Genomic DNA, 18,764 nt, shown 5'->3' with positions numbered 1-18,764 from the left:
AAATAAAGAGTAATATATTTTTAAAAAGAGGTATGAAAACATGATTGAAGCAAGTAAGTTGAAAGCTGGTATGACCTTTGAAACAGCTGATGGGAAATTGATCCGCGTTTTGGAAGCTAGCCATCACAAACCAGGTAAAGGAAATACCATCATGCGTATGAAATTGCGTGATGTTCGTACTGGTTCAACTTTTGATACAAGCTACCGTCCAGAAGAAAAGTTTGAGCAAGCCATTATTGAAACTGTGCCAGCTCAATACTTGTACAAAATGGATGACACAGCTTACTTCATGAACACTGAGACATATGATCAATATGAAATTCCTGTTGTAAATGTTGAGAACGAATTGCTCTACATTCTTGAAAACTCAGAAGTGAAGATCCAATTCTACGGAAGCGAAGTGATTGGGGTGACTGTTCCTACAACTGTTGAATTGACAGTTGCTGAAACTCAACCATCGATTAAAGGAGCTACTGTTACAGGTTCTGGTAAACCAGCAACAATGGAAACAGGTCTCGTGGTAAACGTTCCAGACTTCATCGAAGCAGGACAAAAATTGATTATCAATACAGCTGAAGGAACTTACGTTTCTCGTGCCTAATGGCTAACAGCAGGTCTGATAGAAAGGAACTTCTATGGCAACTGAACAATACGGCGAAATCGTCATTGCACCTCGTGTGTTAGAAAAAATTATTGCGATTGCGACTGCAAAAGTGGATGGTGTTCATTCTCTTGAAAACAAGAGTGTATCGGATAGCCTTTCAAAACGTGCTCTTGGACGTGGGGTTTACCTACGTACACAAGAAGATGGTCAAATCTCCGTCGATATTTACCTCTACCTAGAATATGGTGTAGCAGTCCCTAAAGTAGCGGTTGCGATTCAAAAAGCAGTAAAAACAGCTGTCTACAATATGGCAGATGTGACCTTGGATGATGTCAATATCCATGTAGTAGGAATTGTGACTGAGAAAACAGCTAAACCTGATTTGAAAGATTTGTTTAATGAGGATTTCCTCAATGACTGATATTTTATTTGAATCACGTCGTGATTTACGGGAGCGTGCTTTTCAAGCTTTGATGAGTTTAGAGTACGAAGGGGATATTGTAGAAGCGTGTCGATTTGCTTTTACGCATGATAAAGAAGAAACAGACCAGGAAGTGGAGATTCCAGCTTTTCTACTCAACTTGGTATCGGGTGTTCGTCAATCAAAGGATGAATTGGATCAACAGATTGCCCAACACTTGAAAACTGGATGGACTGTAGAACGCTTGACTCTAGTAGAGAAAAACATTCTTCGTTTGGGTGTGTTTGAAATTACTTCCTTTGATACCCCTCAATTGGTTGCGGTGAATGAAGCAATTGAATTGGCTAAAACTTTTTCAGATGAGAAATCTGCTCGGTTTGTGAATGGTGTCTTAAGTCAATTTGTAACAGAAGCAGAATAAGATAGAAAAGAAACCACCTGCACGGGTGGTTTCTTTTTGAGTATAGAGATTCGATTGATCAGGATAATGAAAAAAGAGAGTGGGACAGAAATCGGTAATTCGTTAGAATTCGATTTCGTTGTCCCACCTCCGCACAGTTGAGTAGGGCTGTAAAAGCTGATGAAATCAGCGTAGTAGAGCCCACTCAACCACTGCGTCTTGCTCGACAATCCAAAGACAATTGAGAGGCTAGGACTTTTGTCCCAGCCTCTTTTAAACACTTTTGCCGGGTAAAACACTAACAGGGAGAAAATAGCCTGTAGTTTTAACATCTTTTCCTTCGATTTTTTGAAGAAGAAGGTCGACCGTCAGGCGAGCAATCTCTTGTAAGGGTTGCTTGATGGTGGTGAGACGGGGGAAATAATTTTCGATAAAGTAGGTCCCGTCATAGCCAATAATCTTCAGGTCTTCTGGAATGGCAATGCCGAGTTCGTCAGCGATTTTCATCACCAAAATAGCCGTTAGATCGTCAGACGCAAAGATGGCATCCGGTTTTTGCTGGGTCAAGATGGACTTGATTTCCATTTCTTTGCGAATGGGTGAATAATCACTGGAAACATTGATAATTTGTGCTTCTGGTAGGACGGAAGCAAAGCCAGCATGCCGGAGGCCAGTAGGGGAATTGGAGTTATCATTCCCTGTGAGCATGATAATCTTTTTTGCCCCCGTCTTGGCAAGGGTTTCCGCAGCGAGAACGCCCCCAGCGTAGTTATCCGACGAGACGACTGGAATCTCAGGGGAGAGGTTCCGGTCAAAGGCGATGATAGGAGCTGTGACCCGGTTATAGTCTTCAATTCCCAGATTATGACTACCAGAAATAATCCCATCTACTTGATTGGCTTCTAGCATTTCGATGTATTCACGTTCTTTTTCCGAATCATGCTCGCTATTACAAATAATAGTTTTGTACCCATGTTTGAACAATTCTTCTTCCAGTTTATCGATTAATTCTGCATAGAAGACATGGCTGATTTTGGGGAAGATTAAGCCGATTAACTTGGCTGATTTTCCTTGTAGGCTCCGAGCGATCGTATTGGGCTTGTAGCCCAATTCTCTCATGGCCTCTTTAACTTTTGAGACAGTTTTTTCAGATAAATAGCCCTTTTTGTTAATGACTCGTGAAACTGTCGTGGGGCTGACGCCAGCTAATTTGGCGACATCAGTGAGCTTTGCGACCATAGTCTATTTCGTAGTATGTTCCAGTAGGTGTTCCGGATTTGATCAAAATACCAGTTTGATCAGCATGCGGGAAGACGCGACCAGAGAATACCTTTTCTCCTTTGTTGATAAAGATTTCAAAAATCGAGTTATCGATGAAAATTGTAGCAGTTGTCGCTTGATTTTCGATCGGGCAAGTACGAGTAGTTCCAAACTCTTGGGCATACTGTTCACCAGCTTGGCTACGGTCGACAATGACTTGACCATTTGCAATATCAAAAGTAATAGAAAGTCCTTTGCCTTCTTTATCGGCTAGGAGAACAATCTCACTTTTGCTATTGGCTTCAAAGGCTAATTCTAACTCGTAGCAATTATTGGTTGTTTCCTTGTTTGTAAACTCGGAAGAAGTGGAGCGGAGCTCTTTTACTGCTTCGACCGGATATTGATAAAGTTTACCATCCTGAATAGTTAGCTCTTTGACCAAAGAGAAGGCTCCTTGGTGGTCATAGCGATCGGATGGGTAAGCGACATCTGGTAAACCTAACCAGCTAACCGTTAAGGCTCTTCCATCAGGAGTGTTGAAGCCTTGAGTTGCATAGGCTTCGAAGCCGTAGTCCAAGTTGTGTAATTCAGATACGTTAACGAGACGAGCTTGTTCAGGATCAAAAGAAGCCCCGATCTTATACATATTTGGGTAGATATTGTCGTAGTCGAGGACTGCTTTGTCCAAACCTTGAGGGCAATACAGAAGGACAGGTTGCTCGCCGACGAAGACCAAGTTAGGACATTCCATCATATAAGCTGTACGATCATTGTTGAAATCAAGATTGCCTACTTCAACCCAGTTGGTATAATCGTTATTCACCGCTTTGTAAAGGCGAACGAATCCTTTTTTCTCAAGATCTTGACCACCGACGATGGCATAGTATTGATCTTTGAATTTAAAAATTTGTGGGTCGCGGAAATGATCGGTAGCATCCTCTGGTTGATCAATGAGGATTTGGTCGATTTTTTCGAGGTTTCCATCCTGGTCTAAAAGGGCCCCGATTTGGTAGGGATGACGGATCCAGTTCTCGTCTCGTACATTTCCTGTATAGAATAAGAAAAGTTTATCATCGAATTGCATAGCCGAACCAGAATAGGCTCCGTGGCTATCCAAAGGTGTGTCTGGTAAGACTTTAAGACCAGTTTCTTTAAAATGAACTAAATCATCACTTTCCAGTTGTACCCAAGACTTCAATCCGTGAGCGGCTCCAAAGGGAAAATTCTGGTAAAAGAGAATCCATTTACCATTAAAATAGGAGAAACCGTTCGGGTCATTTAAAAGGCCAGTTTTGGGTTCGACATGGTAATGAGTATGCCAAGGAGAATTAGCCATGTTTTCTTTAATTTGTTTCTTTTCTTCTTCGGTCCAGTCTTCATACCGTTTGTACCGAAGTTCGGTTGTCCATTCCATTTGACTCCTCCAAAATTTTTCTTACTTCCATAGTACCGATTTCTATAAAAAAAAGCAAGACTTTGGCCAAAGAATTGAGAAAAAATGTCAAACGTTTATCATAAAATTTAGTAGTGAGTACTAGATTGAGTTTTTGAAAACAAATGAAAATATGAAAGTTTTTGAAAATTTAAAAACCGTAGTAAGTCTATATTCTATGGTATACGGGCATTGGGACGGTTGAAAATAAAAAGTACTATTTTCAAACCATCAAAAAATACAAATAAATACCAAAAACTTTCTGCAAAACGGTTGACATATTCTTGATACGTGGTACAATTAAATGCGTAGAGACGGGTGAACCGTTTTCAAAACAATAAAAAATAAGGAGATTTTTGCAAATGTCAAATACAGAAATTGCAAAAAAAGTCATCGATGCGATCGGTGGAGTTGAGAACGTCAACAGTGTTGCTCACTGTGCGACTCGTCTTCGTGTGATGGTGAAAGATGAAGCGAAAGTCGACAAAAATGCTGTCGAAAATATTGAAAAAGTTCAAGGAGTTTTCTTTAACTCAGGTCAATACCAAATTATTTTTGGTACTGGAACTGTAAATAAGATCTATGATGAAGTTGTCGCTCTTGGATTGCCAACTTCAACTAAGGCTGAGATGAAAGCAGAAGCCGCTAAACAAGGAAATTGGTTCCAACGGGCTATCCGTACTTTTGGTGATGTCTTTGTACCAATCATCCCAGTTATTGTTGCGACAGGTCTCTTCATGGGTGTCCGTGGACTCTTGAATGCCCTTGGTGTGACTCTTCCAGAAGATGTTACGACTTATACTCAAATCTTGACAGATACGGCCTTTATCATCTTGCCAGGTCTTGTCGTTTGGTCAACCTTCCGTGTCTTCGGTGGGAACCCAGCGGTTGGTATAGTTCTTGGTATGATGCTTGTTTCTGGTTCACTTCCAAATGCCTGGGCTGTTGCATCCGGTGGTGAAGTGACTGCTATGAAATTCTTCGGCTTTATTCCAGTCGTAGGGTTGCAAGGATCTGTTCTTCCAGCCTTTATTATCGGGGTTGTTGGAGCTAAGTTTGAAAAAGCTGTTCGTAAAGTAGTTCCGGATGTCCTTGATCTTTTGGTAACACCATTCGTAACCCTCTTTGTAATGTCAATTCTTGGTCTATTCCTTATTGGACCAGTATTCCACGTTGTTGAAAACTACATTCTTCTTGGAACAAAAGCTGTCCTTAGCTTACCATTTGGTCTTGGTGGGTTGTTGATCGGTGGGGTACACCAAATTATTGTCGTATCAGGTGTTCACCACATCTTCAACTTGCTTGAAATTCAATTACTTGCTGCTGACCATGCCAACCCATTCAATGCTATCATCACAGCTGCTATGACTGCTCAAGGAGCTGCTACTGTAGCGGTTGGTGTGAAAACTAAAAATCCTAAATTGAAAACTCTTGCTTTCCCAGCTGCTCTTTCTGCCTTCTTAGGTATTACTGAGCCTGCGATTTTTGGGGTTAACTTGCGTTTCCGTAAACCATTCTTCCTTTCATTGATTGCAGGTGCTATCGGTGGTAGTTTGGCTTCACTTCTTGGTCTTGCTGGTACTGGTAGTGGAATCACAATCATTCCAGGTACAGTGCTTTATGTAAATGGTCAACTCCCACAATACTTCCTTATGGTAGCAGTATCATTTGCTCTTGGTTTTGCTCTTACTTACATGTTTGGTTTTGAGGATGAAGAACCTGAAACTGTAACTGAAAGTGTTACAACAGATCGTTTTGTTGAGGAAGCTGTGACTGGAACCGTTCCTGCAACTCTTCAAGATGAAACCATTATTTCACCAATCATTGGGCAAGCTGTTGCTTTAGAAAATGTGAATGACCCTGTATTCTCAAGCGGTGCGATGGGTCAAGGGATTGCAGTGAAGCCTTCTGAAGGTGTCGTTTATGCTCCTGCAGATGCAGAAGTAACCATTGCTTTTGCGACTGGACATGCCTTCGGTTTGAAGACAGCCAATGGTGCTGAAATCTTGATCCACGTTGGGATTGATACTGTTTCAATGAATGGTGACGGTTTTGAGCAAAAAGTTGCACAAGGTGACAAGGTTAAAGCTGGTGATGTTCTTGGAACATTTGATTCTGCTAAAATTGCAGCAGCTGGTCTTGATGATACAACAATGGTCATCGTTACAAACACAGCTGACTATGCTTCAGTAACTCCAGTAGCTACTGGTGAAGTTGCTAAAGGCGATGCGATTATTGAAGTAAAAGCATAATTTAAAATATGATTGCTCAAGGACTGGTTAGGGTATCCTCCAGTCCTTGAATTTTGTTTGGAGATGAGGTTTGGAATAAAAAAGTTGCTCACCTAATGTTGAAACATAAATAAGAGTAGTTTTTTCTTTAAGGAATAGAAGTGAACCGTTTTCCTTTATGATATAATAGAAAAAAGAGAATTGAAGAAGAGGATTGATATGACTAAATTATATGGAAGTCTTGAAGCTGGTGGAACAAAGTTTGTTTGTGCTGTAGGTGACGAAAATAATAACGTCATTGAAAAGACACAGTTTCCAACAACAACCCCTATTGAAACCCTTGATAAATGTATTGAGTTTTTCTCTAAATTTGAAAGCCTTGCTGGTTTAGCGATTGGTTCATTTGGACCGATTGATATTGATAAAAATTCAAAAACATATGGTTTTATTACAACAACTCCCAAACCCCATTGGGCGAATATTGATGTGGTAGGGGCTTTCCGTCGTGCATTAAATGTACCGATTTACTTTACAACGGACGTAAATAGCTCGGCATATGGTGAAGTTGTCGCTCGTAATAATGCGGGTGCACGGATTGAAAACCTAGTCTACTATACAATTGGTACAGGGATTGGTGCAGGTGTCATCCAGCGTGGTGAATTCATTGGTGGAGTAGGACATCCTGAGATGGGCCATTACTATGTTGCCAAACACCCAATGGATGTTGAAAAAGAATTTAATGGTGTGTGTCCATTCCACAGAGGCTGTTTAGAAGGTCTTGCGGCTGGTCCAAGCTTGGAAGCTCGTACTGGTATTCGTGGGGAAAATATCGAACTCAATAGCTCTGTATGGGATATCCAAGCCTACTATATTGCTCAAGCTGCTGTCAATGCGACTGTAACCTTCCGCCCAGATGTGATTGTATTTGGTGGAGGAGTGATGGCACAACAGCACATGTTGGATCGCGTTCGTGAAAAATTCACAGTATTATTGAACGGCTACTTACCAGTTCCAGATGTTCGTGACTACATCGTGACTCCTGCGGTAGCTGGAAATGGTTCAGCAACCTTGGGTAACTTTGTCTTAGCAAAACAAGTCAGCAAAAAAGACTAATCAGGTAAGGCTGAATCAACAAAAAGCATGAAATGCTAGGGGAGGGAGTTCTTCGTCGGGAAGATGGATGAATGACCTTCTCTTTTTTAAGCAAGAGAGGAGAAAAGATGGAAAAAGCCATTATGAAGAATCCCTTCTTTTTGAGTCAAGTATCTGAAGAAGCTACAAAAGAGGATTTGTATCTGGCGCAAGATTTACAAGATACCTTACGAGCTCACCAGGATTCCTGTGTTGGCATGGCGGCTAATATGATTGGTATCCGCAAGCGAGTGATCATTATCCAATTTGGTTTGATGCCCTTGGTTCTCTTTAACCCTGTTCTAGTCAAGAAAGAAGGAGTTTATGAGACGGAAGAGGGGTGCCTTTCTTTGGCAGGGAGCCGAAAAACGAGCCGCTTTGAAAAGATTCAAATCTCCTACCGCAACATGAATTGGAAGCCTCAGCTCATAAGCTTAGAAGGTTTTGCGGCCCAGATTTGCCAGCATGAGCTAGATCACCTGGAAGGGATTTTGATCTAGGTCTACTTGCTGCTTGTTAAGGAATCGATCGAAGAGAATTTGTTGATGAAAAAAGAATATTTGTTCTATGAACGGGTTAGACCATTTTTGGTGTCGCATCCCAATTATCTTTCTTTATTAAAGTGGGTCAACCGCCTCGTCACCCTGCTGATGCCACTCCTTTATTTTTATGTTCTTTGGGCAGCTTATCTGAAAGCTTCCGAGATTTGGGTTGTTCTTGCCTATCTATTGGTTCCGGCATCTGGCTTTATTTTATTGAGTGTCATTCGAAAAGCAATCAATTGGCCCCGTCCCTATGAGCTTGGCGCGCTTCCACCTCTCCTAGAGAGAGAAGGTAAGGGAAGTTCCATGCCAAGCCGGCACGTCTTTTCAGCGGCAATCATTTCGACAGTAGCCTGGGGAGTGAATCCTCTTCTATCTAGCCTTGGCCTCTTCCTGGCTCTTCTATTGGCAGGAGTTCGTGTTCTGGCAGGACTCCATTTTGTCCGTGATGTCGTGGTCGGATTTGTTGTTGCACTCCTATGGGGAATCGTCAGTTTTTCTCTATTAGGAATTTTCTGATAGAGGTTGGATGGGAGAAGTAAGAAATAATAAAAACTGCCTAACTTAGTTTGGTAGTTTCAAAGTGTAAAAAAGTATTCTTGGAAACTTTCTTTAGGTGAGTACGGACGTCAGCGAACTTCTCCGAAGTTCCATGACTTAGTTTTGAACCCCCTCGCTCTTTAATTTCTGGGCTCGGGCTAAAACAGTTTCCCAAACTGTTTTACTCTCAAAACTCCCGAGTGCCTGAAACTATTGTGTTTCAGGCACTTTTCTCACAGCGGAAAGTTTTTATCTTCTTAAATGGCAAAATAAGTCATTTTTGAAGAGTAACTAGATGTTTTATGTATAATAATAGTTTGTCTACATTAAAAACTGCCTAACTCAGTTAGGCAGTTTTTAATTATGTGAGATTTGGTGTTGGAATTTTTGGAAGAACCGTTCACGTTCTTCTATAATCGCAGGACTTGGTTTTTTGAGGGAAGTTAACAAATCAACCAAGTCAGGTGTGACTTCACGAATCAGCTCTCCCAGTGACCAAATGGCTGTTGCAATATGAATCTGGTTTTGCGAGGTTTCGATGATTTCTAACAGTTTAGGAATAGCAGACCGGTCATTAGCATTGGCCAAAGCAATGATAGCATTGCGCTGGAGAATATTTTTTCCCCGCCAACTACCAGCGACCATTCCAAATTTTTCCTTGAATTGTCCATTGGATAACTCAATAAAGGGGATTAATTCTGGGTGAGCCAATTCAGGATCGATATCAGTGGCTAGCGGATTGTCCAGACCACGATTGTAGGGACAACAGATTTGACAGATATCACAACCGTAGATGACCGTTTTAATCTTTTTACGGAATTCCAGATCCATCATCCCTTTGTCTTGAGTCTGAAAGGATAGGCAACGTCGGGCATTCATGGTGCCATCCCCGATTAAGCAAGAAGTCGGGCAGGCTTCTACACAGCGGTTACAATCTCCGCAACCATAGTCAACGGCTTGATCGGGTTCAATCTCTAGGTTGGTGATAAGCTCCCCTAAAAACATATAAGAACCGTATTCTTTTGAGATGACGAGGCCGTTCTTTCCGATAAAGCCAATCCCTGCTCGTTGAGCAACCGCGGTATCCACTAAGGCACCGGTATCCACCATGCCCTTGTATTCGAAGTCGGCGGTTAATTCTTCAATCCCTCGTGCTAGGCGGTCTAATTTATCCTGCAAGACATAGTGATAATCAAGGCCCCAGCTATTGGGGGTGAATTTTCCGCGTTTATAGGCTGTCTTCTGAGGTTGTTGTTTTAACTTGTGAGGATAGGCAACGGCAATGGAGATAATCGTTTTAGCAGAAGCTAAACTTAAGCGTGGTTGGATTCGTTCTTCAATATTTTTGTGCTCAAAACCAGAATTTCGGCCTTCTTCCACAGCTAGGCGGAGGGATTTTTCTAAATAGGAAAAATCATCTGCCGTGGTAAAGCCAATTTTTGAAATACCAATGGAGTGAGCCAATTCAATAATAGATTCTTTGAGGTTCATATACCTATTATAGCGGAAAGCTGGTAAAAATGCGAAAAACGTGCAAAAAATTAAAAAGGGTCTAAACAGCTTGGCATGGCTTTCAAAAATGAGTAGAATTTGGTATAATAAGGTATTGAATACAAGGATATATGGAGGCAGGTATGTCACAACCGTTATTTTTACAATCCGTCATGCAGGAAAAGATTTGGGGTGGAACTAGATTACGAGATGAGTTTGGCTATGAAATCCCGAGCGATCATGTTGGTGAATACTGGGCTATTTCGGCCCATCCACATGGTGTTTCTGTTGTTAAGAATGGACCTTATGCTGGAATGGGCTTAGACCAACTATATGCAGAGCATCGCGAATTATTTGGAGATCGAACAGAACCGGTTTTTCCTTTGTTGACAAAGATTCTAGATGCAAATGACTGGCTCAGTGTTCAGGTTCACCCAGATGATGCCTATGGAATGGAGCATGAAGGAGAACTTGGAAAAACCGAATGCTGGTATATTATTGCTGCTGATGAGGGGGCAGAGATTATCTATGGTCATCACGCCCAGTCCAAGGAAGAATTGCGCCAAATGATCGAAGTCAAAGAATGGGATGATCTTTTAGCACGGGTTCCTGTGAAAGCGGGAGATTTCTTCTATGTACCAAGTGGAACCATGCATGCGATCGGTTCAGGTATCTTGATTTTAGAAACCCAGCAATCGAGCGACACGACCTATCGGGTTTACGACTTTGATCGTAAAGACGATCAAGGGAATCTACGTGAGTTGCATATTGAACAGTCCATTGATGTACTGAACTTAGGTGCTCCGGCAAATAGCCGACCAGTTGAGGAAAAAGTTGATCACTTGTCATCGACTTTGTTAGTGGCCAATGACTTCTTTGGTGTTCACAAGTGGGTAGTTAATGGGGAAGTTCGATTTGAAAAGACCCATGATTATAGCTTGGTGAGCGTTCTCTCAGGGCAAGGAAGTCTTCAGGTAGATGGGGAGAATTATCCGATTGGAAAAGGGGACCACTTTATCTTAACGAGTGATATCCAGAATTGGACCTTGTCAGGAGAAGAGATGGAATTAATTGTCAGTCATCCATAATAGTCAAAAAAAGTTGAGTAGGTTCTTGCTCAGCTTTTTAATTTGTACTAAAGCAAGAGAAATACAAACCCGAATGGGGGCAGGAATTGATTACGAAAAATGTTACAAAAATCCTTTTTCCTAATGACGGAATTTCTTGAAGGATAGGGATGGTTATGCTATAATTAAAAGAACGTTTAAATTTAAGAAATATGAAAAGTAAGGAAAAAAATGGCTAATTTATTAAAAACAATTATCGAAAATGATAAAGGTGAATTAAGACGATTGGAAAAAATGGCAGATAAGGTCTTTGCTTACGAAGATCAAATGGCTGCCCTTTCAGATGATGAATTAAAAGCAAAAACAGAAGAATTCAAACAACGCTACCAAGATGGAGAATCATTAGATGATCTTCTTTATGAAGCATTTGCGGTGGTTCGTGAAGGTGCTAAGCGTGTCTTAGGCTTGTTCCCTTATAAAGTACAGGTTATGGGTGGAATTGTTCTTCACCATGGGGACGTTCCAGAAATGCGTACAGGGGAAGGAAAAACCTTAACAGCGACCATGCCGGTTTATTTGAATGCTCTGTCTGGAAAAGGGGTTCACGTTGTTACGGTCAATGAATACCTAACAGAACGTGACGCGACAGAGATGGGTGAATTGTACTCATGGCTGGGCCTTTCTGTCGGTATTAACTTGGCAGCCAAGTCGCCGTCAGAAAAACAAGAAGCTTATGCTTGTGACATCACCTATTCAACCAATGCGGAAATCGGTTTCGACTACTTGCGTGACAACATGGTCGTTCGTGCAGAAAACATGGTACAACGTCCATTGAACTATGCCTTGGTCGATGAGGTAGACTCCATCTTAATCGACGAAGCCCGAACTCCGTTGATTGTTTCTGGTCAGACTTCTACAGAAACTAGCCAGCTTTACCATATGGCAGATGCCTATGTAAAATCTTTGGAAGAAGAAGACTACATCATTGATGTGCCTTCAAAAACCATTGGCTTGTCTGACTCTGGGATTGATAAGGCTGAGAGCTACTTTAATCTTGAAAACTTGTACGACATCGAAAATGTTGCCTTAACCCACTACATTGACAATGCCCTCCGTGCAAACTACATCATGATTTTGGATATTGATTACGTGGTCAGTGAAGAACAAGAAATCTTGATTGTCGACCAATTTACAGGTCGGACCATGGAAGGACGTCGTTATTCAGATGGGTTGCACCAAGCGATTGAGGCCAAAGAAGGTGTACCAGTCCAAGAAGAAACCAAAACATCTGCATCGATTACTTACCAAAACCTCTTCCGTATGTACAAGAAACTTTCAGGGATGACAGGTACTGGTAAAACAGAAGAAGAAGAATTCCGTGAAATCTACAACATTCGTGTGATTCCGATTCCAACCAACCGTCCGATTGCACGTATTGACCATCCAGACCTTCTCTATCCAAGCTTGAAATCGAAGTTTAAAGCTGTGGTAGAAGATGTAAAAGCTCGTTACGAAAAAGGGCAACCAGTCTTGGTAGGTACTGTGGCAGTTGAAACCAGTGACTACCTATCTCGCCTTTTGGTCGAAGCAGGAGTTCCTCACGAAGTCTTGAATGCGAAAAACCACTACAAAGAAGCACAAATCATCATGAACGCTGGTCAACGTGGTGCTGTTACAATCGCGACCAACATGGCCGGACGTGGTACCGATATTAAGTTGGGTGAAGGGGTTCGTGAATTGGGCGGACTATGTGTCATTGGTACGGAGCGTCATGAAAGCCGTCGTATTGATAACCAGTTGCGTGGACGTTCTGGTCGTCAAGGGGATCCAGGTGAATCGCAGTTCTACCTCTCTCTTGAAGATGAATTGATGCGTCGTTTTGGTTCAGAACGAATCAAAGCCCTTTTGGATCGTTTCAAATTGAGTGAAGAAGAATCAGTTATCAAGTCCAATATGTTTACACGTCAAGTTGAAGCAGCCCAAAAACGAGTGGAAGGGAACAACTATGACACTCGTAAGCAAGTCCTTCAATATGATGATGTCATGCGGGAACAACGTGAGATTATTTACTCTCAACGCTATGATGTCATTACTGCAGATCGTGATTTGGCTCCAGAAATCAAGGCCATGATTAAGCGGACGATTAAACGGATTGTTGAAGGGGCAAGTCACTCAAGTAAGGAAGAACGGATCGAAGCCATCTTGAACTTTGCCAAATACAATTTGGTCCCTGAAGATACCATTTCAGAGAGCGATATTGAAGGCAAATCTGATAAAGATGTGATTGATTACTTGTACAAACGTGCTGAAGAAGTTTATGAAAACCAAGTAGCGAAATTACGTGATGAGGAGGCTGTCCAAGAGTTCCAAAAAGTATTAATTCTTCGTGTAGTAGATAGCAAGTGGACAGATCACATTGATGCCTTGGATCAATTGAGAAATGCCGTTGGTCTTCGTGGGTATGCACAAAACAACCCTGTGGTTGAATACCAATCTGAAGGATTCCGTATGTTTAACGACATGATTGGATCCATCGAGTTTGATGTGACTCGTTTGATGATGAAAGCTCAAATCCACGAGCAAGAACGTCCACGTACAGAACATAGTATCTCAACGACAGCGACTCGTAATATTGCAGCTCAAAACGTAGCGCTACCGGAAGATCTTGATATAAGCCAAATCAAACGCAATGACATTTGTCCATGTGGATCTGGTAAGAAATTTAAAAACTGTCACGGTAAAAAACTCTAATCGTATGAAAGGATTTGCCTATGTCTTTTACAGCTACTAGCCCAATCATTGATGAAACAACGGTGACTTCTCTTTATCGCTTAGAAGGGGAACATTTGGCTCGCAAAGAAGCGCGTGATCGTGAACTAGCCTCTATTTTAAAGGGGGAAGACAAGCGGATCTTGCTTGTGATGGGCCCATGCTCTTCTGATAATGAGGAAGCGGTGATGGAATATGCTCGTCGACTTGCAGCCCTTCAAGAAGAAGTCAAAGATCGGGTCTTCATTGTGATGCGGGTCTATACTGCTAAACCTCGGACCAATGGTGATGGCTATAAGGGCTTGATGCATCAGCCAGATACTGCTTCAGAACCAAGTTTTGTAGCTGGTTTAAAGGCTGTTCGTCGCTTGCATCATCGAGTGATTACAGAAACCGGATTGACAACAGCAGACGAATTGTTGTATCCAGAGACCTACCCATTTGTTGAGGATTTACTTTCCTATGTTGCTATTGGGGCACGTTCTGTAGAAGATCAAGGCCATCGATTTGTAGCGAGTGGAATTTCAGTCCCAACTGGATTGAAAAATCCGACATCTGGAAATCTGTCTGTCATGTTTAATGCGATTTATGCTGCACAGCATGGGCATCATTTCTTCTATAATGGTCGTTCTGTGGAGACAAGTGGAAATCCATTCGGACACGCTATTCTGCGTGGGGCCTTAGATGCGAATGGGAAAAATATTCCAAACTACCACTATGAAGATCTGTTAGAAGCTGCGCATCGCTACCAAGCCTTGGGATTGCAACATCCATTTATCCTGGTTGATACCAATCATGATAATTCAGGGAAAAAATTTGCTGAGCAGATTCGCATTGTCAGAGAAACCCTTACAAATCGTAGCTGGAATCCAATTATCCATGATGTGGTCCGTGGGTTTATGATTGAATCTTATTTAGAGGACGGTCGTCAAGATCAACCAGAAGTATTTGGTCAATCGATCACAGACCCATGCTTGGGTTGGGAAAAGACAGAAAGCTTAGTACGAGAAATTTATCAGTATGTAGCTGAATAAGAGGAAAGGGCTGGAGAAAACATTCTCAGCCCTTTCCTTCTTAAATTGAGTTGTCGATAGAGAATCATTGAAGAGGAAATAATATGATTGTTGGACATGGGATAGATATCGAATCGATCCAATCCATTGAAGAGGCCTACCAAAGACATCCGAGATTTGCTTCTAAAGTATTGACAGAGACGGAACGAGCACGGTTCGACCAATTATCTGGAAAACGGAAAATGGAATACCTGGCAGGTCGATGGTCTGCCAAAGAAGCCTTTTCCAAGGCTTGGGGAACAGGGATTGGTCCAGTAGGATTTCAGGATCTGGAAATTTTAACCAATCAAAAAGGAGCTCCCTATTTTTCAAGAGCCCCTTTTAGTGGAAAGATTTGGGTTTCGATTAGTCACTCAGGCGATTTAGTTTCGACCAGTGTCATTTTGGAGGAAAGAAATGAAAGCAAGCATACATAGACCAACGCGAGCATATGTGGATGTAGAGGCTATTGCCTATAATGTTCAACAAATACAGGCCCATATTCCGAAAGAGACCTTGACTTTTGCGGTTGTCAAGGCGAATGCATACGGCCATGGGGTTGAGCCAGTGGTAGAATGCTTATTGCCAATAGTAGATGCTTTTTGTGTTTCCAACCTAGATGAAGCCTTGGAAGTTCGTCAAGTAGCTGGGGAAAAGCCTATCTTAATTTTGGGAGTTGCACCAGTCGAACACGTTGCGATTGCCATCAAAGAGGAAATTCGTTATACAGTAGCTAGTCTCGAGTGGTTGAAAGCATTGTTGGCTGAAAAGTCTGATTTGACTGGGTTGAAGGTTCATATTAAAGTGGATTCAGGAATGGGACGAATTGGTTTTCGTTCGGCAGAAGACTTGCAGGAAGCCATGATCTTATTAAGAGACCATGGAGCAGAAGTGGAAGGGATCTTTACTCATTTTGCTACAGCTGATGAGAAAGATGACCGTCATTTCCAAGGCCAATTGCAACGATTTAAGACCTTGTTGGAGCTCTTGCCCTATACTCCGAAAATTGTACACGCTAGCAATTCAGCAACGACTTTATGGCATGCTGATACCATTTTCAATGCGGTTCGTCTGGGCGATGTCATGTATGGGCTCAATCCAAGTGGAAGAGAGTTGGAACTTCCCTACAGCATCTGTCCGGCCCTGAGTTTGGAAACAGAATTGGTGCACGTCAAGTCACTGGAAGTAGGACAGACAGTTGGTTATGGAGCGACCTATCAGACTAGTGATGAAGAGTGGATTGGGACTATTCCGATTGGCTATGCAGATGGCTGGACCAGAGATATGCAAGGATTCCATGTTCTTGTTGATGGGCAATTCTGTCCGATTGTGGGTCGCGTATCTATGGATCAAATCACCATTCGCCTACCGAAAGCCTACCCGATTGGAACCAAGGTGATTTTGATTGGATCAGATGGTAATCTAGCAATTTCTGCGACGGATGTAGCAGACTATAGAGGGACCATCAACTATGAGGTGGTTTGTGTCCTGAGTGATCGCGTCCCAAGAGTTTATCGTCCAGCAAAGAAAGATTGTGGAAAGTAAGCTGGATGGATGTCCCAAACTTTCAGTAATGGCAAGTTAAAGATGAAAGAGGTTGATGACAAAGGTCCCAGCCTCCTTTCTTATCTAGGAGGAATGAATGAACTTACATCAACCACTCTCTGTCCTACCAGGAATTGGACCAAAATCAGCAGAGAAATACAAGAAATTGGGAATCGAAACAGTTGAGGATTTCTTACTCTATTTTCCATTTCGGTATGAAGATTTTAAATCAAAAAATGTTCTAGACCTGGAAGATGGAGAAAAAGCGGTTGTTTCCGGTCTTGTCGCTACTCCAGCCAATGTTCAATATTACGGCTTCAAACGCAACCGTCTTCGCTTCACTATTAAACAAGGAGAACTGGTCCTAGCAGTTAGTTTCTTTAACCAGCCCTATTTAGCGGATAAGATTGAGTTGGGACAAACGGTGGCTGTCTTTGGTAAGTGGGATAAGGCCAAGGGAGCTTTGACAGGAATGAAGCTACTAGCGCAAGTCGAAGATGATCTTCAACCAGTCTATCGACTAGCTCAAGGGGTGAGCCAGTCAGCTCTAGTAAAGGTTATCAAAACGGCTTTTGAAGCTGGCTTGGATCAACTATTGGAAGAAAATTTACCCCAAGTCCTAATGGACAAGTATCATCTGCTTTCTCGAAGACAAGCAGTCAGGGCCATGCATTTTCCCAAGGATCTTGAGGAATACAAGCAGGCTCTGAGACGAGTAAAATTTGAAGAATTGCTCTTTTTCCAATTGCAACTACAGGTCTTGAAGGAGGAAAATCGCTCGGTTGGTCAAGGAATTATACTGGATTGGGATGAGAAGAAGCTAAAGAACCTTCAAGCTAGTCTTCCCTTTTCGTTGACAGAAGCCCAGGAGCGAAGTCTGAACGAAATTCTAGCAGATATGCGTTCTCCTTACCACATGAATCGTCTCTTGCAAGGGGACGTTGGAAGTGGAAAAACCGTCGTTGCCGGACTAGCCATGTATGCTGCTGTGACAGCTGGCAAGCAAGCGGCTTTGATGGTACCGACAGAAATTTTGGCTGAGCAACATTTAGAAAGTTTAACCTCTCTTTTCCCTAATCTCAGAATCCTTCTTTTGACAGGCAGTTTAAAAGTTGCGGAGAGACGAGAACGTTTAGCCTTGATTGAAGCTGGGGAAGTGGACCTTATTGTGGGAACCCATGCTTTGATTCAGGAGGGGGTCCATTTCCATGATTTAGGCTTGGTTATTATTGATGAACAGCACCGTTTCGGTGTAGCTCAAAGACGGATCCTTCGTGAAAAGGGACAAAATCCGGATGTATTGATGATGACAGCGACCCCAATTCCTCGCACTCTGGCGATCACCGCATTTGGGGATATGGATGTTTCCATCATTGACCAAATGCCAGCTGGTCGAAAAGAAATCATTACTCGTTGGGTCAAGCACCAACAGTTAAACTTGGTTTTGGATTGGCTGGTCAAAGAAATTCAAAAAGGTTCCCAAGCCTATGTCATTTCTCCCTTGATTGAAGAATCTGAAGCCTTGGACCTCAAAAACGCCATTGCTTTGGAGGAAGAATTGATTGCCTACTTCGGAAATCGTGCCCGTATTGCCCTCCTCCATGGTAAGATGAAGGGGGAAGAAAAAGAGGCCATTATGCAGGCCTTTAAGCGAGGAGAAATTGACTTACTAGTTTCTACAACTGTTATTGAGGTTGGAGTTAATGTTCCCAATGCCACCGTCATGATTATCATGGATGCAGACCGCTTTGGCTTGAGCCAATTGCACCAGCTGAGAGGTCGGGTAGGACGTGGTGATAAGCAGTCTTACGCAGTATTAGTTGCCAATCCTAAAACAGAATCAGGCAAGCGTCGAATGAAAATCATGACCGAAACAACCAATGGGTTTGTCTTGGCCGAAGAAGACCTCAAGCTACGAGGCTCTGGGGAAATCTTTGGAACGCGTCAATCAGGCATACCAGAATTTCAAGTGGCCAACCTCATTGAAGATTATCCGATTTTAGAGGAAGCGCGAAAGGTAGCTATTCAAGTGGTGACAACTCCTAATTGGCGAGAGCATCCAGACTGGCACTGTCTGTCTCTGCATTTGGAACAGAAAGAACACCTGGATTAAGAAGTGATAAGAAAAAGAGGCTGGGACAAAAGTCCTAGCCTCTCAATTGTCTTTGGATTGTCGAGCAAGACGCAGTGGTTGAGTGGGCTCTACTACGCTGATTTCATCAGCTTTTACAGCCCTACTCAACTGTGCGGAGGTGGGACGACGAAATCGAATTCTAACG

The 18,764-nt window shown here is 42.4% G+C and carries 16 protein-coding genes; 13 read left to right on the top strand and 3 right to left on the bottom strand.

The window, feature by feature from the left end:
• Positions 1-40: 40 nt before the first annotated feature.
• The 3 genes from efp to nusB are packed head-to-tail and all read left to right on the top strand — an operon-like array spanning position 41 to position 1,446.
• The gene (gene efp, locus E5S68_RS06045) at positions 41-601 is read left to right on the top strand and encodes an elongation factor P (RefSeq protein ID WP_006595686.1); all 561 of its coding nucleotides are present in this window, start codon (positions 41-43) and stop codon (positions 599-601) included.
• A gap of 34 nt (positions 602-635) precedes the next feature.
• Positions 636-1,025, top strand: a complete 390-nt coding sequence (locus E5S68_RS06040; RefSeq protein ID WP_135782759.1) for an Asp23/Gls24 family envelope stress response protein — start codon at positions 636-638, stop codon at positions 1,023-1,025.
• On the top strand, positions 1,018-1,446 hold the full coding sequence (gene nusB, locus E5S68_RS06035; RefSeq protein ID WP_167470834.1) for a transcription antitermination factor NusB: 429 nt from the start codon (positions 1,018-1,020) through the stop codon (positions 1,444-1,446). Before E5S68_RS06040 ends, nusB begins: the two co-directional genes overlap by 8 nt.
• Before the next feature lie 252 nt (positions 1,447-1,698).
• Here the strand turns inward: nusB and E5S68_RS06025 are convergent, their stop codons facing one another.
• The gene (locus E5S68_RS06025; RefSeq protein WP_048716431.1) at positions 1,699-2,664 is read right to left on the bottom strand and encodes a LacI family DNA-binding transcriptional regulator; all 966 of its coding nucleotides are present in this window, start codon (positions 2,662-2,664) and stop codon (positions 1,699-1,701) included.
• The gene (locus E5S68_RS06020; protein ID WP_135782757.1) at positions 2,645-4,099 is read right to left on the bottom strand and encodes a sucrose-6-phosphate hydrolase; all 1,455 of its coding nucleotides are present in this window, start codon (positions 4,097-4,099) and stop codon (positions 2,645-2,647) included. Before E5S68_RS06020 ends, E5S68_RS06025 begins: the two co-directional genes overlap by 20 nt.
• Before the next feature lie 380 nt (positions 4,100-4,479).
• Between E5S68_RS06020 and E5S68_RS06015 the strand changes: the two genes are divergently transcribed.
• The 4 genes from E5S68_RS06015 (at position 4,480) to E5S68_RS06000 (ending at position 8,540) form a co-directional block, all read left to right on the top strand.
• On the top strand, positions 4,480-6,369 hold the full coding sequence (locus E5S68_RS06015; protein WP_135782756.1) for a sucrose-specific PTS transporter subunit IIBC: 1,890 nt from the start codon (positions 4,480-4,482) through the stop codon (positions 6,367-6,369).
• Between the two features lie 198 nt (positions 6,370-6,567).
• Positions 6,568-7,461: a fructokinase ScrK gene (gene scrK / locus E5S68_RS06010; RefSeq protein WP_135782755.1), complete on the top strand. Its 894-nt coding sequence runs from the start codon at positions 6,568-6,570 to the stop codon at positions 7,459-7,461.
• Between the two features lie 107 nt (positions 7,462-7,568).
• The gene (locus E5S68_RS06005; protein WP_135782754.1) at positions 7,569-7,979 is read left to right on the top strand and encodes a peptide deformylase; all 411 of its coding nucleotides are present in this window, start codon (positions 7,569-7,571) and stop codon (positions 7,977-7,979) included.
• Between the two features lie 45 nt (positions 7,980-8,024).
• A complete protein-coding gene (locus E5S68_RS06000) occupies positions 8,025-8,540 on the top strand; it encodes a phosphatase PAP2 family protein (RefSeq protein ID WP_135782753.1) in 516 nt (171 codons plus the stop codon).
• A 378-nt stretch (positions 8,541-8,918) separates the two neighbouring features.
• On the opposite strand, the gene queG is transcribed toward E5S68_RS06000, so the two are convergent.
• The gene (gene queG / locus E5S68_RS05995; RefSeq protein ID WP_135782752.1) at positions 8,919-10,052 is read right to left on the bottom strand and encodes a tRNA epoxyqueuosine(34) reductase QueG; all 1,134 of its coding nucleotides are present in this window, start codon (positions 10,050-10,052) and stop codon (positions 8,919-8,921) included.
• 143 nt (positions 10,053-10,195) lie between these two features.
• Between queG and manA the strand changes: the two genes are divergently transcribed.
• The 6 genes from manA to recG all read left to right on the top strand — a co-directional run bounded on the left by manA (position 10,196) and on the right by recG (position 18,598).
• The gene (manA, locus tag E5S68_RS05990; RefSeq protein WP_129822430.1) at positions 10,196-11,140 is read left to right on the top strand and encodes a mannose-6-phosphate isomerase, class I; all 945 of its coding nucleotides are present in this window, start codon (positions 10,196-10,198) and stop codon (positions 11,138-11,140) included.
• Between the two features lie 210 nt (positions 11,141-11,350).
• On the top strand, positions 11,351-13,870 hold the full coding sequence (secA, locus tag E5S68_RS05985; protein WP_135782751.1) for a preprotein translocase subunit SecA: 2,520 nt from the start codon (positions 11,351-11,353) through the stop codon (positions 13,868-13,870).
• A gap of 20 nt (positions 13,871-13,890) precedes the next feature.
• Entirely contained in the window at positions 13,891-14,922 is a 1,032-nt protein-coding gene (locus E5S68_RS05980; protein WP_135782750.1) for a 3-deoxy-7-phosphoheptulonate synthase, read from the top strand.
• An 83-nt stretch (positions 14,923-15,005) separates the two neighbouring features.
• Positions 15,006-15,377: a holo-ACP synthase gene (acpS, locus tag E5S68_RS05975; protein WP_135782749.1), complete on the top strand. Its 372-nt coding sequence runs from the start codon at positions 15,006-15,008 to the stop codon at positions 15,375-15,377.
• Positions 15,358-16,485 (top strand): alanine racemase, encoded by a 1,128-nt coding sequence (gene alr, locus E5S68_RS05970; protein WP_135782748.1) that lies wholly within the window; start codon positions 15,358-15,360, stop codon positions 16,483-16,485. The genes acpS and alr overlap by 20 nt, the downstream gene beginning before the upstream one ends.
• Positions 16,486-16,582: 97 nt before the next feature.
• Positions 16,583-18,598 carry an ATP-dependent DNA helicase RecG gene (gene recG, locus E5S68_RS05965; RefSeq protein WP_135782747.1) on the top strand — a complete coding sequence of 672 codons (2,016 nt, stop codon included), beginning with the start codon at positions 16,583-16,585 and terminating at the stop codon, positions 18,596-18,598.
• The last annotated feature ends 166 nt before the right edge of the window (positions 18,599-18,764 follow it).

Source organism: Streptococcus rubneri (assembly GCF_004785935.1).
Taxonomy (GTDB): Bacteria; Bacillota; Bacilli; order Lactobacillales; family Streptococcaceae; genus Streptococcus; species Streptococcus rubneri.
The sequence above is the reverse complement of the archived record's forward strand: the minus strand, read 5'-3'. Positions and strand labels throughout refer to the sequence as shown.

Bases quoted from the DNA above. Each gene is read 5' to 3' on its own strand.
- E5S68_RS06000 (WP_135782753.1), top strand. From the start codon at position 8,025: ATGAAAAAAGAATATTTGTTCTATGAACGGGTTAGACCATTTTTGGTG.
- scrK (WP_135782755.1), top strand. From the start codon at position 6,568: ATGACTAAATTATATGGAAGTCTTGAAGCTGGTGGAACAAAGTTTGTT.
- acpS (WP_135782749.1), top strand. From the start codon at position 15,006: ATGATTGTTGGACATGGGATAGATATCGAATCGATCCAATCCATTGAA.
- E5S68_RS06040 (WP_135782759.1), top strand. From the start codon at position 636: ATGGCAACTGAACAATACGGCGAAATCGTCATTGCACCTCGTGTGTTA.
- E5S68_RS06020 (WP_135782757.1), bottom strand. From the start codon at position 4,099: ATGGAATGGACAACCGAACTTCGGTACAAACGGTATGAAGACTGGACC.
- secA (WP_135782751.1), top strand. From the start codon at position 11,351: ATGGCTAATTTATTAAAAACAATTATCGAAAATGATAAAGGTGAATTA.
- E5S68_RS05980 (WP_135782750.1), top strand. From the start codon at position 13,891: ATGTCTTTTACAGCTACTAGCCCAATCATTGATGAAACAACGGTGACT.
- efp (WP_006595686.1), top strand. From the start codon at position 41: ATGATTGAAGCAAGTAAGTTGAAAGCTGGTATGACCTTTGAAACAGCT.
- E5S68_RS06015 (WP_135782756.1), top strand. From the start codon at position 4,480: ATGTCAAATACAGAAATTGCAAAAAAAGTCATCGATGCGATCGGTGGA.
- queG (WP_135782752.1), bottom strand. From the start codon at position 10,052: ATGAACCTCAAAGAATCTATTATTGAATTGGCTCACTCCATTGGTATT.
- alr (WP_135782748.1), top strand. From the start codon at position 15,358: ATGAAAGCAAGCATACATAGACCAACGCGAGCATATGTGGATGTAGAG.
- nusB (WP_167470834.1), top strand. From the start codon at position 1,018: ATGACTGATATTTTATTTGAATCACGTCGTGATTTACGGGAGCGTGCT.
- recG (WP_135782747.1), top strand. From the start codon at position 16,583: ATGAACTTACATCAACCACTCTCTGTCCTACCAGGAATTGGACCAAAA.
- E5S68_RS06025 (WP_048716431.1), bottom strand. From the start codon at position 2,664: ATGGTCGCAAAGCTCACTGATGTCGCCAAATTAGCTGGCGTCAGCCCC.
- E5S68_RS06005 (WP_135782754.1), top strand. From the start codon at position 7,569: ATGGAAAAAGCCATTATGAAGAATCCCTTCTTTTTGAGTCAAGTATCT.
- manA (WP_129822430.1), top strand. From the start codon at position 10,196: ATGTCACAACCGTTATTTTTACAATCCGTCATGCAGGAAAAGATTTGG.